The sequence below is a fragment of the Thermodesulfovibrionales bacterium genome, from assembly GCA_035622735.1.
In the GTDB taxonomy this organism is placed as follows: domain Bacteria; phylum Nitrospirota; class Thermodesulfovibrionia; order Thermodesulfovibrionales; family UBA9159; genus DASPUT01.
This window is the reverse complement of sequence record DASPUT010000077.1, coordinates 17,342-32,307: the sequence shown is the minus strand read 5'-3', so window position 1 is coordinate 32,307 and position 14,966 is coordinate 17,342. Positions and strand designations below refer to the sequence as shown.

Below are 14,966 nucleotides of genomic sequence, written 5' to 3'. Positions count from 1 at the left end.
GTAAGCCCTCCTTTAATGATTTTGTCGTTTCCTATGCCGTCAGAAACTGTATCTCTTCCACCCTGTGACTGCCGAGATAGACCGAGCCGTTCCTGCCGTCGATGCTCAGAAAATCGCCTGCGCTGATCACCCTGTCGTTCAACCGGAATTTTTTTTCTTCTTCGCATACGACGAGCTTGCTGCAGCCGACGATACAGGTCTTTCCAAGCTTCTTGGCGATGATGGCTGCGTGAGAGGTCGCGCCGCCGCGCGCGGTGAGCAATCCGTCCGCTGCCGAGATATACCCGATGTCGTCAGGAACGGTATCCGCCCTGATCAAGATGAGCGGCACGGCAGGGTCCTCCTGTCTGAATTTCTCCATTTCATAGAAATCAAAGACGACTCTTCCACTGAGGGCGCTCCCGCCTACCCCGATCCCGCTCGATAGATAGCATGCTGTCAGCTCTGCCGAAGGGACGAAAGCGGTGAGACTGTCTTTCTTCGTCACAGCCATGTCGCGGGCCTGCAGGATGTAGAGATTCTCCTCCTTCTCGCCTTCAAAGGTGAACTCTATCTCCTGCGCCCCCCACTTCTCCCGATAGATGAGATCCTTGACGATCTTGAGGAGAACGCCGTATATCTCCGGGAATCGGTCTTCGAGCGAGACGTCCGACGTCCGTTCTTCGATGAGTCTCTGCTCATTGGATATGCAGAGGGTCTTCACGAGTCCCGACACAACGTCCTCCCCCTGCGCCCCCGTCGTGAAGTCGCCCCAGAGCATCGCCCTGTCGCCGGAACCCCACGGATTGCGGGTAAAGAGGACGCCCGTACCTGAAGTGGAATCGAGATTTCCGTATACCATCGCCTGAACGATAACCGCGGTTCCCCAGTCTTCGGAGATTCCGAGGATCTCGCGGTAGGTGTGGGCCTTCTCTGAATTCCATGAGCGAAAGACGAGGGAGATCGCCGTCTCAAGCTGGGTCTTCGGGTCGTCACTCACAGAGACCCCGTGCTCTTTCATGGCATCCCGGTACGCGAAGGCAACCTCTCTCATCTGCTCCGGCGTGAACTGAATCTTGACGCCGACGTCGTACCTCCGCTTGAACGAATCGATAATGGCGTCGAAGATGTCCCTGTCTATGCCAAAAAACATCCCCCAGCACTGCAGAAAGCGCCGATAACAGTCCCATGCGAACCATGGCCTGCCCGTCTGCCCGATAAGCCCCTCGACAGCAGCCTCGTGGAGACCCACATTGAGGAAGGAATTCATCATGCCGGGCATCGAGACCGCGGCACCGCTTCTGACTGATACGAGAAGGGGATTGGCGGGGTCTCCGAATTTCTTCCCTGTCAGCTTTTCGAGCTCTCCCATCTGGTCCCCGATTCCTTCATGGAGGTGATCCCGGACTGGCCTGAATTGCGAGATCGCCGGCATGCAACGAAAGGCCTCGGTCGTGATGATGAAACCGGGAGGGACTGGTATGCCGAGTGAGGCGAGTTTGACGAGGTTGTATCCCTTGTTTCCGAGATGGATGCGATCATCGGTGTTCTTATTTGCGACATGCACGGCGGACAGGGCCTTCTTCGGGTCGTAATTCAGGAGGAGGTGCAGACTCCTGATGTCGAGGCCCTCAGCCTGCTCGAAGAGGGTCCTGAGTATCCTGCTGATGAAATTGTCCAGCTGCTGGAGCCCGAAGGAACCGGATACGATATCCCTGAGAAACCGCTCTGTCACGGTATTGACGAACTCGAACTCATTCCTGCCGTTATGGGTGTCGAGGTATTTCGGCAGTATCTTTTCCTGCCCCAATTGGAGGATCAGGTTTTTCAGATTGGTCTTGTGAATACCGCTGTAGTACGTGTTCAGGATATCCTGCACGCCCTCTGAAAATCCCCTGAAGATGTCAAGATACTGCGAGAAGGAAAACCGCATCTCCTCCAATGCCCCGGTGAGCAGTTCCAACATGTTATCGAGCCTGTTCGAGAATATTCCGTCGAGCCGCAAGGCCCTGAAAAAGAGGTGCAGGCACTTGTCGATCCTGACGAGGGCGGCCCGGGTGATGAACCGGTAATGAAACGTCTCTGTCAGCTCCTCGAAGAGGATGTTCGCGAGATTTTCGAGACGGAACGTGAGAGAGAGGGCATTGAATTTCTTCTCGCTGTACTTTCCGTACATCGAGGGGATGCCGGCTGCGATATGTCTTTTGCGGGATATGTCTTCGACGGCTTCATACCGCTCCGGCGAAAGGATAATATCTTTCAGGAGCTGGAGGTATTTCAGGATCTCATCGAGACGCTGGGAGGTATCGCCTTCCCGCAAGACCGCGATGAGGGCATCGCTGTTGGGCAGTCCCATCGTACTGAAGCGCCTCAACTCTTCAACGATGTTCTGCGGACTCAGCCGGTACTTCTCGTAGAGAAGCTGATACAACTTTATCGCGAGACACGCCCGCTCTTTCTCCCTCTGGGGGACTCCCGGTATCGCATGAACGAGCGCGCGGATGTCTCTCTCGTCGAGGCCGAGGAGCTCGGCGACCTGATGCATTCCCCTTTCCTTGAAAAGGGAGGCGAAGATCGTGCTCATATCGTCGATGTAAGGGCCTGAGGCTGAGACCTGACGATAGACATCCTCGGGCAAGAACCGTTCGAGGGGACTCCTGTCCTTTGTCAGAAAGAACGTGAGCGTTTCCTCGATGAGGTCGACGATGAGGGAACTGCTCTCGACATGGCAATATTTACGCAGGAAATGGACGAGAGGGTCCGCGTTTTTTGCTGCGACATCGAGCGCCGTCGAGACGTCCCGCAAAGATCCTTCGGCATTGATCTCATTGAAATAGACAGGGAATACCTGCGCCAGTTGCTTGATAAACCAGTAGACTGGCTCGATATCGCTCTCTAGGACTCTCGTGACGTCCTTCTGAAAGAGGTCCGTGTCATTGATATGGACACCACCGAGTCTGAGATTAATGATCAGGGCCGAGATGAGGGACTTCGACCACTTCGGGTTATTCTCGATCAATTCGAGCCAGACGCGGATATTCTTGAGATGGTTCTTGTTCGACCTCACTTGCCACTCATCGGTGAGGCCGGCCACATCCGGATACTGGAAACCGACAGAGATCACGTTCTGGATGAACCATTCGACGAGGTTGCTGTCACCCTGCGCGAATACCTCATTGCCGACCGCTTGGATGCAGTAGAGGGTCGCCTCCGGGTATGTCACGAAACATTTTTTCAGGACGCCGATGGACTCTGTCAGAAATTCCCTCACACGGTGATTCTCGGTCTTCACGATCCCCACGAGCGTGCGGCTCATTTCCCTCAGCGTATTTTCATGGATGCTCCCAAGCCCCCTCGTTTCGAGAAACCTCGAGAGCAGGATCATCTTTAAGACGTGGTATCGCTCCCGATCCCCTGTTTTGGGGAGAAGGCCGATGAGGTCCTCGTAATAACCGGCCACCTGCATATATCCGGGCAATTTCAAGAGCTCTTCCAGGTATGCCCGGGGGTCCTTCACGTTGGTCGTCTTCAGATCTTTCACATGGATGATGAGCTCCTTCAGGTTCGCATGAGATACGGGATAAAACAGATCCTCGAGTGCGCCGCATTCCTTTTCCGTGAGCGCGAAATCGATTCTGTCTCGGCAGTGCGTCAAAAGATCTTCCTCCTTCAGCCAGTAGTCGTAGGTCGTCAGGAGACACCGCGAAAGTAATTCGTCGTAACAGGCGATATCAAGACTCCCGCACTTCTTGTCGAGTATCTGTCTACCGAGTTTCTTCACCTGATGGGGGTTCGCCGCGAGAAGCAGGAGACCATCTCCCGACAGCAGGGAGAGCCGGGAAAAACATTCGGAAAGGACATGCGCATACTTCTCGATATCCGGGCCGGCCCCTTCAAGAATTTTCTCCAGGTAAAAGAGGAGACTGTCCGCTGCGGCGGCCCGCACGTGACTGTGAGGAGAGTCCATGGCCTCAATGAAAACGGAGATAATAACCCCGACCGCTTCCGGCCCTCTCTCATGATGGTCATGGATAGAGAAATGTTTCAGGGCATATGCCCGGAGTTCCTCGAGCACCGCTTCCTGACCGTTCCTATGGGCATTCAACCGGATGAGTAATTGGTCGGTACCCGCCAGGAGGCTAGGGTAGTCCCGGACCACTTCCCTCAAGACTCCATATTTGGGGGGAAGGAATGCCGAAGTATCTGAGTCCCTTTCTCTACCCATCCAGACCACGCATAGAATGAAATCGGTCCTCTCGATTCATTATATATCATTATGGATTGATTTTATAGGAGAGGTCCGCGAAGGCATGAACTTACTGCTGCCGCGCCATCTTCAGCCCTTCTTTTACGAGAATAACGAAAACTACGGTCATGCCGGCCACAAGGCCGAGGAGGTTTACGAGTTTTAGCGCGACGAGGATGATGATGAGGCCGAAGAGGATGACGAGCCTGAACATGCTCACAAAGACGAGCTTTCCGGTCGCCCTCTGCCCACCGAGAAGCCTTTCAAGACTCCATATGAGGCCGTGGAGGTTGACGAGACCGATCAAAGCGCCGATAACGATGCTTATGGGTATAAAGTCCGGATTCCCAGAAGGCTTCAAAAACAGGAACGCCTTGGCCCTCCAGTCCACAAGCAGGGAAAGCAGGGCCAGGATGATGGTGACGATTACGCTCTGCTTAACGATCCTCTTTGCGAGTCCCATTCTGTTTTCTTGCGACCTTCAGGAGTTCGACGAATCCAGAGACGATACCGAGCAGGAGAAAGATTACCGTCAGCCAGGGAGACGTCTTGAATGCCTTATCGAGGAAGTATCCGATGGCGAACCCGACGAATGTCGAGAGGACGAGTTGGATCCCGACGGTGCTCGCCTCGAAGAGCTGTTTGAAGAGCGGTTTGTCTCCCCGTTTCTCGGGCAATTACTCGCCTCCGCTGTCGTCGAGTTCCTGCGAATCGGATGATACAAATTCCTTGAGCAGCCCGGCAACCTCGCGATAGAAGGTCGTTCGGGCATGCTTTTGCATCTCGTCGCAGTATGCGGGTATCCACGCGAAGAGATGGTCGTCGAGAAACCGTCTCTGTTCCTCTCTGAGACCGTTCTCTATCAAATAGCTCATGAAGAGGAATTCCGCAGACACGTGATCCGGGATGAGATCGATCTCTTCATCGATCATGACGCCTGCTGAATGGTAGAGCCCCTGAACTTCTCCGGTGGCGGTCCCCCAGAGCCTCGGCCGGTCCCCCAGGGCATAGTTGTAAAGGGATTCATAAGGCTGGAGATGACCTGCATGCCCGAGGAAAAGATAACCGAAATCCTCACGGATTTCGCGCTCCGTGTCGTCAAATGCCATCTTGAACATCGATTTCATGCTGACCAGGAGTTCTTCATCGGGCTCTTTCACGAAGAGGGACGAAAAGAGCCTATAGAGAGACGCCCGCTCATCGATGTCGTCGCCATCCATTTCCCTTCATCCTCCGCTTCGGCTACCAAACATTCTGGCTCAATTGCATAGATTTTATCAAAAATGGCCATTGATTGCGAACTGAGAGGCCGGCAGATTCGTTTCATAGGATATTTGTTCCGAGAAAGGGGCTGCGGAATTTCTTCGAGGATCCCTCGGGAGGTCAAACCCTGAACCCGGGCGGTTATGGGTCGCTACCTTCCATAGATGTCATCGAATCTCTGGATATCATCCTCACCGACATATTCGCCGTTTTGAACCTCGATTAACTCAAGGGGTACCTTGCCCGGGTTTTCGAGTCTATGCGGGGTTGATTTGGGGACGTAGATACTCTCGTTCTCGTGCGTAAAGATCTCGCGGTCGTCGATGGTGACTTTTGCGGTGCCCTGAACCACAATCCAGTGCTCGCTCCTGTGGTGATGCATCTGGAGGCTCAGTTTCTCTTTCGGTTTTACCACGATCCGTTTTATTTTGTACCGGTTCCCCTCTTCGAGGACGGTATATTCGCCCCAGGGCCTGTACGTCGTCCTATGCTCGACCGCCTCTATCCTCCGTTGGGCCTGAAGCAGTACAACCACCTCTTTCACCTTCTGGGAGTCTCCTCTCTTTGTGATGAGTATGGCATCGTCTGTCTCGACCACGAGGAGGTTTTCGAGTCCTACGGCAGCTATCAACCTTTTGTCCGACATGATCATCGAGTCCCTCGTGTCGATGGCGACAACGTCTCCTACCTTCGCGTTCCCGGTGCGGTCCTTGCCGAGCACCTCGAAGAGGGAATCCCAGGAGCCGATGTCATTCCAGAAAATGTCAAGAGGGATCGTCACGACCCGGTCCGACTTTTCGAGGACGGCATAATCGATGGAGATATCGGGCATCTCCCCGAAACGTGCAAGGAGATTGTCGAAGGATGAATCCATTTTTCCGTATATGTCGGGTGAATGCTCCTTGAAGGCCTCCATGAGTGTGCCGACACTGAAGGCGAACATCCCAGAGTTCCAGAGATAGCTGCTGTCGTTCAGATACCGGGTGGCGGTTTCGATGTCGGGTTTTTCCGTAAACCGCGCGACTCGGTAAAAGTCTTCGCTCCGCTCGCCGGTCTTGATATACCCGTATCCCGTTTCAGGACCGAGGGGCTTGATTCCGAAGGTCACGATATAACCTTTTCTTGCGATCTCTTCCGCTCTCCTGACATACTCGATGAACCTGCTCTCAGGACTCACGACATGGTCAGAAGGCGAGACAAATAATACCTCGTCGGCATCACAACCCATCCTCTCTATACAGTATTTCAGCGCGAGTGCGATTGCAGGGGCGGTATTCCTCTTGGCCGGCTCAAGGATCATGTCTTTCGAGAGTGCGGGAGAGATGGCGTCGAGATCGGCAGAGACGTGGAACCTGTAGTCGTTGTTTGTCATGATGATGATGTCTTCCGGACGGACGAGCTTTAAAAGCCTCTCAGCGGTCTGCTGGAGGAGGGATTTCTCGCCTTTGAGTTTGAGGAACTGCTTCGGAAAATTCCTCCGGGACAGCGGCCAGAGGCGCGTACCACTACCGCCCGCAAGAATTATCGTCTTCACGGTCTTCCGTTGATGTTTCGAAGCACTATCGGTCTCCCGCAGTACTATATCATATTTGTAGAAGAGAAGGTAAAGGGAAGCCCTCTCTTTTTTGGAAACGAAACCTCATGTATAGACCCGTCCATCCTGAAATGATTTTGCCTCTAACCGTCTCATTTGAGATCCGGGGCCGATAGTTCACGCGCTATGTTTTCTCAGGACATCATGGAGAAAGTCCTCGTAGCGCAGAGCGATGTTCTCCCAGGTAAGTTCTCGTACCGATTCCCTGCCCTTCTCACCCATAAGGGCGCGGTCCTTGCTCAAGAGGAGATTTCTCATTGCGGCCGCAAGTGAGCCCGCGTCTCCGGACCTGAATGCAATGCCTGCTCCGCTCGATCTCACATACTCGAGTTCCGTGATGTCGCTCGTGATCAACGCCTTGCCGCAGGCCATCGCCTCGAGGGCGACAATGCCCTGAGTTTCGTAGCGTGAGGGAACGACGAGGAAGAGCGCGTTGCTGATAAGGGATTCCTTCTCGTCGCCATCCACCCAGCCCTGCAGGACGATATTTTCCCTCGTCCGCTCCGGCAGCGTCGTCAGGAGCTGCGAGAGTTTCTTTCTGTCACGGCCGTCTCCCGCAACGACGAGTCTTATCTTCGAGAATTCAAAGGCCACTTCTTGAAATGCCCTGATCAGGATATCGAGTCCCTTGTGGTGTATATCAATCCTACCGAGGTACAGGATGTAGTCAGACTCCCCTATCGCGAGATCGAGGAGCTCCGCCGAGATGCCGTTGGATATGACCCTTACGTCACTGGACGGGGAGAGGTCGAACCGCCTCCTCGACACGTCCGAAACAAAGATAAGATTTTTGTACTGTTTAGGTTCCCGTCGCTCACGACAATAGAGCGCCGTCGCAAAGAGGATGTTGTATTTCTCGAAGTATTTTTTCCCGGTGTACCCCTGGACCTGCAGTATGACGGGCCTTTCAGCGTAGCGTGAGAGAAAGGTCGGAACGGCCGGTGAGAATTCCTCGACGATGAGATCAAATTCGGAGCCGCGCTGTTTCATGAACCGGGAGGCGTGGAAGGCGTAGGAGAGAAGCGTTTTCATGAGGCTCCTGCTTTCGATGCCGACAAAGATATGCTTCAGCCCCTCCCTGAATCCATCGACGGCTCCCGGGTAGCGTTTGCATAAGAGGGTTATGTCATGACGATCCTTTAAACGATGATAAATCTCGTACGCCCTGATACCGACACCGCCGATGCCGAATGCGTCATCTTTGCTCTCATAGAGGAGATGGAGAAGTTTCATCGCTCAGTCGCACCCATTTTCGCGCCGCACCTAAAATCCTTTTTACGGAAGACGACTTGCCGCCTTTGGGGCCTTCACACGAAAAATGACGAGACCTTTACCTCCTCCCTATGGCCCTCTCGTATGTTTGGATAGTGGATAGGGCCGTTTTCTTCCATGAATAGTTATTTGCCCGATGCAGTCCTTTCAAGCGCAATGCAGAGCGTAGAGTCTCCTCTGACAGGAGTCTCTCCATCTTGTCGGCAAGATCTTCGTGATTAGAGGGATCAAACGCCAGGGCCGCATCACCACAGACTTCCGTGAGAGGAGGGATATCCGAGATGATGACCGGTACTCCGCACGACATCGCCTCGAGCGGGGGCAGGCCAAAACCCTCATAGAGGGACGGATAGACAAGAAACAGGGCGTAATTGTATAGATAGAGAAGGGTTTTTTCATCGACATATTCCGTGAATATCACATCTCCCCTAATGCCCAATTCCTCGGGATAGCGGATTATGTCGTCGTACAACCAGCCAAAATCGCCCGCGATTATGAGAGCGATGTCGTTCCTCGACCGTGTCTGCCTGAAGGCCCTCATGAGCGTCTTGAGATTTTTTCTCGGCTCGATGGTGCCGACGTAAAGGATATAGTCTTTTTCGGTAAATCTATTTACTTCCGAAGGTCGCGATGCCGATTTCTCGACAGGATAATAGGTCGCCGAAGGAGCGAGCGGGATGACATCGATTTTAGTCTCGGGCACGTTCATGAGGTCCACAGCCTCGTTTTTTATGAATTGCGTTGTTACGATAATTCTTTCAGCAATGGACGCGTTTTTCGCCACATTCGGGCTTACACTTTTTGCAAAATCCTTCCCAAAATATTCAGGATAGCGGACAACCGAAAAATCATAAATAGTACAGACACTTTTTATCGTAATTTCGGATATGAGGTCAAGGCTTGTCTCATGGTAGATATCGAAATGCTTCTCGTGCTTGTTAAGACGCTCGATGAGGGCATCTCCCATCTTTCCTATAAAGGCGGGGTATCGCTTTCCGATGAGTGTCCGTAATCGGGAAGAGAGCATTCCAAGATAGCCTATGAACGTTAATGACTCCGATCTTAAGGTCGGAATAACGTCTTCCCCGGATTCTCGGAGCGCCCGGTAAAGGTTATCGATATAATACCCGATTCCCGTTTTCTTCGAGAAAACAAGCGGCTTTGTGTTGAGAAGGACGCGCATGTTGGAGACGGTCGGGTTTCTGTCAGCGGCGGTCTCTTTCGATCCCGACCCGCTTGATGTCCGCCTCGACCATTATTCTTGCAAGCTCCTCAAATTTGACTCGTGGCTGCCACCCGAGCTTTTTCTTTGCTTTTGAAAAATCGCCTACGAGAATATCTACCTCAGCCGGCCTGAAGAATTCCCCTGACACTTCCACGAGGGTCTTGCCTGTTTTTCCGTCGATGCCTTTTTCTTCGAGACCTTTGCCGTCCCATACCACTTCATACCCGGCATACTTGAAGGCGAATTCAACAAATTCTCTCACCGAGTGAGACTCATGGGTCGCTATGACATAATCGTCGGCCTCCCTCTGCTGCAGCATGGTCCACATGGCGGCGACGTACTCCGGTGCATAGCCCCAGTCTCGCTTCGAGTCGAGATTGCCCACAACAATCCTATCCTGAAGTCCGTGTCTTATCCTGGCGATGCTGTAAGTCAATTTGCGGGTAATAAACTCAAACCCCCGTAACGGCGATTCATGGTTAAAGAGTATCCCTGAACAGGCAAACATTTTGTAGGACTCCCGATAGTTTACCGTTATCCAGTGTCCGAAGACTTTTGCGACGCCGTAAGGACTCCTCGGATAGAACGGGGTTCTCTCGTCCTGAGGCACCGAGAGGACCCTTCCGAACATCTCCGACGTAGACGCCTGATAGAATTTCGTAGCAGGACTCAATATCCTCAAGGCCTCGAGGAGCCTCAAGACCCCGAGAGCATCCGTATCGGACGTCAGGATCGGCTGCTCAAAAGATGCCTGCACAAAACTCTGCGCCGCCAGGTTGTAGATCTCATCCGGTTTTATTCTCTCGATCTCGTGCATGACATTTGTCAATTCAAGGAGATCCAGATAACGAATCGTTATATCATTCTCTATCCCTAATTCTTTCAACCTCCAGAGACTCGAACCTCCGCTTCTCCTGTCGGCACCATATACGGTATACCCTTTCTCCAGGAGAAACTTGGAAAGATATGCACCGTCCTGTCCACGGATGCCAGTGATCAACGCTGTCTTCATGAGAGTATTCCCATCACCGTCAAAAAGATAATTCGAAAGGTGCTCCATTATAGCGCAAAAGGGTGCCTCTTTGCATGAATAGCCCCCGACTCGTTTCCCTGAAATCGGTGAGGTTTAGTCCGGCCTCTCCATCAGATCGCCGAATCATTCCACAGGGAAAGAGCGCATCTCCCATGGTTTCGCGGGGGATGCTCGCGATTCTGAATCTCTTTTTTCATTATTCTCATTTTCCGCAAGAATGGAGAGTTCGATGTGTGATGTGAATCACATTCATGCCCCCGTTCCTCAGTCACTATAGTGATTAAGAAGAGACGACCCCGTCAGGGGATGTGTGACAGAAGCCCTGTTCCCGCGGGATGAGGCTCTTATACGGAGAAGATGAAATAAGTTTAATCTGTTTTTAATGGAATATTCATGATTCGATTGTAGACTTGACTGGGTTTATCGAATAGCTGGAGAGTTAAAAATGCGGAGGTCGGATAATGCAGATGGCTAGAACGAATAGGAAATTTCGGGGATTCACAGACGCCCATCCCTGTATTTCCGGAATCCTCTTTTTTGTACTCATAGCATTTGCTTCTTTGATTCTTCATGTACCGGCAGCTCATTCAGCTCAGGTGACATTGTCGTGGGTTGCACCGACCACAAATGATGACGGGACTTCACTGACTGATCTCGCAGGCTATAAAGTGTATTACGGCACTGTTTCAAGGAATTACCCGCAGGTTGCGGATGTGAAGAGCGTGACGTCCTATACGGTCCCGAATCTTGCTGACGGGACTACCTACTACTTTGCAGTAAGCGCATATGATGCGACGGGGAATGAAAGCGGTTATTCAAACGAAGTGAGCAAGACGACGGCATCTGTTCAAGATAACCTTACGATAAACAAGGGCGGTGCCGGAACGGGGACGGTAACAAGTTCACCTGCGGGCATTAACTGTGGTACAGGCTGTACCGGGACGTACAACTCAGGAACGGTCGTTACACTGACGGCCACACCTGCAACCGGTTCAACTTTTTCGGGCTGGTCCGGTGGATGCACGGGTAACGGGACATGCGCAATTTCTGTCACTTCTAACACAACGGTCACCGCCACCTTTGCGGTGAATCAGGTCAACACCTATACCATTACGGCAACAGCCGGCAGCGGAGGGAGCATCTCGCCGTCGGGTTCGAGAACTGTTAATCAGGGGGCGAGCCAGGCGTTCACGATAGCACCGAATGCGGGATATCATATTTCGGCTGTCAAAGTGGATGGGGTATCGGCAGGTGCGGTGGCCAAGTACACCTTCAGCAACGTGACAGCCAATCATACAATAGCTGCGACCTTTGCGGTCAACACCTATACGATTACTGCATCAGCGGGCAGCGGGGGGAGCATCGCCCCATCTGGAGCGGTAACGGTGAATCAGGGGGCGAACCGGTCTTTCACGATAGCACCGAATGCGGGATATTACATCGCGGATGTGAAAGTCGACGGGGTATCAGTCGGTGCGCTCACGACATACACCTTCAGCAACGTGACTGCCAGCCATACGATTGCTGCAACCGCTGCGATATATCCCGTCTGCGGAACGGCAAACGCGGAGGCGTTCCTGACGGCGCCGGCGACGAATCTTTGCAGTAAGGGGATATTAGGTGGGAGCGGGGTAACCGCCTCCGCAAACGGATGGACATGGAAATGTAAGTCGTCGGATAAGACTAAGTATGTAAGTTGTTCGGCAAACCTGGTTGCGTGCGGAACGGCAAATACGGAGGCGTTCCTGACGGCGCCTGCGACGAATTTTTGCAGTGCGGGGATACTGGGTGGGAGTGGGATAACCGCCACCGCAACCGGATGGACGTGGAGATGCAAGTCGTCGGATAAGACTAAGTATGTAAGTTGTTCGGCAAACCTGGTTGCATGCGGATCAGCCAATGGGCAGAGATTCCCGGCAGCGCCAACGAGCAACCTTTGCGGCGCGGGGATACTGGGCGGGGGCGGGGTAACCGCCACCACAACGGGATGGACGTGGAGATGCAAGTCGTCGGATAAGACTCAATACGTGGATTGTTCGGCAACTCAGTAGAATCCCATGGCAACCGGGCTAGCATAATAGAATCTCGAATCAAGCCAATAGATTCTCAGGCTCCAGGAACTGCAAGACCCCGATAGCGCCGAAAAAAACAGACGTTAAGAAGCGACGCGGCGAGATAAAACCCTTCTATTAGTTCAACGAGCCTGTTCACCTGCTCTTCATGTGATCGCATAGTAGATCAGAACCGCAAACAAACTCTTTATCGGGAACTTCGAAGATTATCGTTCATTTGCAGCCACTTCATCGAGGTATCTTTTGTCGGGAGATCGCCTTCCCCAATGATCACCTCCCCGATCTGTCCATGAAATGGGCGGTCAAAATTTGCCCGGTTTCCGACGTATACCTGCATGGCGCTATTCCTGAGGGGGCCTTTTAGGCGAACAGACCCCGTTAATTTGCCATTGACATAGCTCTTAACGACATGTCGGTTTATTGAAAAAGCCAGATAATTCCATGCCTGGGGATCGACTCGAAATGTGGCGGAAGGGAGCCACTCCCTTCCATCGCCGACGACAAGGGAGAACGTATTCTGATTCTCGCCGTCCTGTTCTATGGCAAACCCCTCGTACGAACTATCCGAGCCACGATTACCCATGATGTTCGCATAGGGCACTTGATCCTGAAGAGGTCTTAAGACTATTTCCACATGAAACCTGTCGGGCAAAGTGACAGGGCCGAAAACAATACACCGTGTATGTTCCCCGGAAACTCCTTTTCGGCTGGCATACCCCACTATTCCATGGGCGGCATCATACCCCGACCCCTCGATGAAAAGGTAATGAGCGACACCGGCAGTTCCTTTTTCCAACGACGTTCCAGGAGGAGCATTGTTTCCTGAATAGTTCAGCATTCGCTGCTTTGTCCCATTCACGGTGAAAACCTTATCCACCGTTACTTCCACATCGCCCGGGCCATGTTCGTGTCCGGAGGCATTAGGACTCAACAGTGAGTTTTTAACTCTTGATAAGAGAACTATTCCCGCATCTCTCCGGGTCGAAGAATAACTCATCACATACTCAATTCTTCCGGACAAGGCATTCAACTCACTCCTCCCCAAAACATTTTTTTCATTCACTACGTTCCCTCTGAGTATCACACCGTCTCTTTCATGAAGAACCGTGAAAGTCTTTCCCGAATACTGGTAAAAAAAGTCCTTATTCGCAAAGAGGTACCAGGCGGGATGAGGACCCTGAGCGGACACCCAGATTATTGAGTCTGTGGGAATTTCAGCGGCTAAGCCCTTCTTTAGGGCTAACCCCAACACTTCCCGTGGATATTTCCACGAGAGATTCATCTCCTCTACGATAGCCTTATTATGTGCCATAGTTATCAGCCCGATAGCCGCGGCCATAAACGATACCAGAACGGCAATGAGGTTCTTTACCCGGAATGAATTAATATGAGCGTAAACGGCGGAGAAAACGCCCATCAATAGCATAAGCAATCCAAAGTATTGAAGGTACACGGGAAGGTATGCTGTTCCAAAAGTAAGTTCATTCTGATACTTTTCTGACAGGGCGATTACGCATGCCGGCAGGACCCACAGCGCAAAACCAGAAATTATCAGGCACGTCGGCTCAATTTTCTCATCGCCCGTTTTTTTCAGGAAATACAAGCACAGGGAGAACAGGATCAGCGCATACCCGACGTCCGAGGCAGCAAGGAAGGCAAGGACAGGCCCCTTCACCTGGGAATAATAACTCAGGGGAAGCGCCCCGCACAGTTGTTCGAAGAAGGCAGTGAATAGCGCTTCGACTTTCAGGTTAGCCTTCACCCCGGAATAATGGGCGGGAAACTGCATCCTTGCGTACATGTTCACCGCAAGCACTGCGATGGTAAGGAAGACGAGGGGAGCCGTCGTCTTCAGAGAAGCGATAAGATTTTTGTGGTGATGCCAGGCCAGAATAAAAAAAAATATGAGGAATGAAAAGCCAATCTCGTAAGTCAGCAGTGCCGACAGATAGCATATCGCACTTGCCAAAAAGGTGGAAAGTTTCTTCTTAGCAAGAAAAGCGTGGAAAAAAATGAGGGATGCAAACAGCAGAAAGCACATCTGTTGCAGCAGCAGATTGTATGAGGTGATCGGGTCATGATAATTTCTGATCTGAAAAAAGATTGGAATAAGAAGCATGGAAGCCATGGCCAAGTTGAAGGACCCTGTGAAACGCCTTAAAAAATAGCCAAAAAATGCGATGTTTGCAACGATTCCGGTCAAAATGGCGACCTTATAATACTCCACCTCATGAAATATGTAATGTACCAGAAAGCGACTGCCCGCGCTCAAAGGGCCAAAT

The 14,966-nt window shown here is 52.1% G+C and carries 10 protein-coding genes; 1 reads left to right on the top strand and 9 read right to left on the bottom strand.

What is annotated here, in order from left to right:
* Positions 1-31: 31 nt before the first annotated feature.
* The 8 genes from VEI96_04255 to gmd form a co-directional block, all read right to left on the bottom strand.
* Complete coding sequence (locus VEI96_04255) at positions 32-4,204, bottom strand: PEP/pyruvate-binding domain-containing protein (protein HXX57189.1); 4,173 nt, start codon at positions 4,202-4,204, stop codon at positions 32-34.
* 91 nt (positions 4,205-4,295) lie between these two features.
* Positions 4,296-4,688: a hypothetical protein gene (locus tag VEI96_04250; GenBank protein ID HXX57188.1), complete on the bottom strand. Its 393-nt coding sequence runs from the start codon at positions 4,686-4,688 to the stop codon at positions 4,296-4,298.
* Positions 4,663-4,902 carry an AtpZ/AtpI family protein gene (locus tag VEI96_04245; GenBank protein ID HXX57187.1) on the bottom strand — a complete coding sequence of 80 codons (240 nt, stop codon included), beginning with the start codon at positions 4,900-4,902 and terminating at the stop codon, positions 4,663-4,665. Before VEI96_04245 ends, VEI96_04250 begins: the two co-directional genes overlap by 26 nt.
* Positions 4,903-5,445 carry a molecular chaperone TorD family protein gene (locus VEI96_04240; GenBank protein HXX57186.1) on the bottom strand — a complete coding sequence of 181 codons (543 nt, stop codon included), beginning with the start codon at positions 5,443-5,445 and terminating at the stop codon, positions 4,903-4,905.
* A 194-nt stretch (positions 5,446-5,639) separates the two neighbouring features.
* The gene (locus VEI96_04235; GenBank protein ID HXX57185.1) at positions 5,640-7,022 is read right to left on the bottom strand and encodes a mannose-1-phosphate guanylyltransferase/mannose-6-phosphate isomerase; all 1,383 of its coding nucleotides are present in this window, start codon (positions 7,020-7,022) and stop codon (positions 5,640-5,642) included.
* 177 nt (positions 7,023-7,199) lie between these two features.
* Positions 7,200-8,315 (bottom strand): glycosyltransferase family 4 protein, encoded by a 1,116-nt coding sequence (locus tag VEI96_04230; protein ID HXX57184.1) that lies wholly within the window; start codon positions 8,313-8,315, stop codon positions 7,200-7,202.
* Between the two features lie 97 nt (positions 8,316-8,412).
* Positions 8,413-9,537, bottom strand: a complete 1,125-nt coding sequence (locus tag VEI96_04225) for a glycosyltransferase family 1 protein (protein HXX57183.1) — start codon at positions 9,535-9,537, stop codon at positions 8,413-8,415.
* Between the two features lie 22 nt (positions 9,538-9,559).
* Entirely contained in the window at positions 9,560-10,591 is a 1,032-nt protein-coding gene (gene gmd / locus VEI96_04220; protein HXX57182.1) for a GDP-mannose 4,6-dehydratase, read from the bottom strand.
* 488 nt (positions 10,592-11,079) lie between these two features.
* Here gmd and VEI96_04215 point away from each other — a divergent pair, with 488 nt between their 5' ends.
* The gene (locus tag VEI96_04215; protein HXX57181.1) at positions 11,080-12,663 is read left to right on the top strand and encodes a fibronectin type III domain-containing protein; all 1,584 of its coding nucleotides are present in this window, start codon (positions 11,080-11,082) and stop codon (positions 12,661-12,663) included.
* 208 nt (positions 12,664-12,871) lie between these two features.
* Here the strand turns inward: VEI96_04215 and VEI96_04210 are convergent, their stop codons facing one another.
* Positions 12,872-14,446 (bottom strand): LamG-like jellyroll fold domain-containing protein, encoded by a 1,575-nt coding sequence (locus tag VEI96_04210; GenBank protein HXX57180.1) that lies wholly within the window; start codon positions 14,444-14,446, stop codon positions 12,872-12,874.
* Between the last annotated feature and the right edge of the window lie 520 nt (positions 14,447-14,966).

What these genes read in the sequence shown, in the direction of transcription:
- VEI96_04255 (HXX57189.1), bottom strand. Translation starts at nt 4,204, where the DNA reads ATGGGTAGAGAAAGGGACTCAGATACTTCGGCATTCCTTCCCCCCAAA.
- VEI96_04250 (HXX57188.1), bottom strand. Translation starts at nt 4,688, where the DNA reads ATGGGACTCGCAAAGAGGATCGTTAAGCAGAGCGTAATCGTCACCATC.
- VEI96_04240 (HXX57186.1), bottom strand. Translation starts at nt 5,445, where the DNA reads ATGGATGGCGACGACATCGATGAGCGGGCGTCTCTCTATAGGCTCTTT.
- VEI96_04230 (HXX57184.1), bottom strand. Translation starts at nt 8,315, where the DNA reads ATGAAACTTCTCCATCTCCTCTATGAGAGCAAAGATGACGCATTCGGC.
- VEI96_04225 (HXX57183.1), bottom strand. Translation starts at nt 9,537, where the DNA reads ATGCGCGTCCTTCTCAACACAAAGCCGCTTGTTTTCTCGAAGAAAACG.
- gmd (HXX57182.1), bottom strand. Translation starts at nt 10,591, where the DNA reads ATGAAGACAGCGTTGATCACTGGCATCCGTGGACAGGACGGTGCATAT.
- VEI96_04215 (HXX57181.1), top strand. Translation starts at nt 11,080, where the DNA reads ATGGCTAGAACGAATAGGAAATTTCGGGGATTCACAGACGCCCATCCC.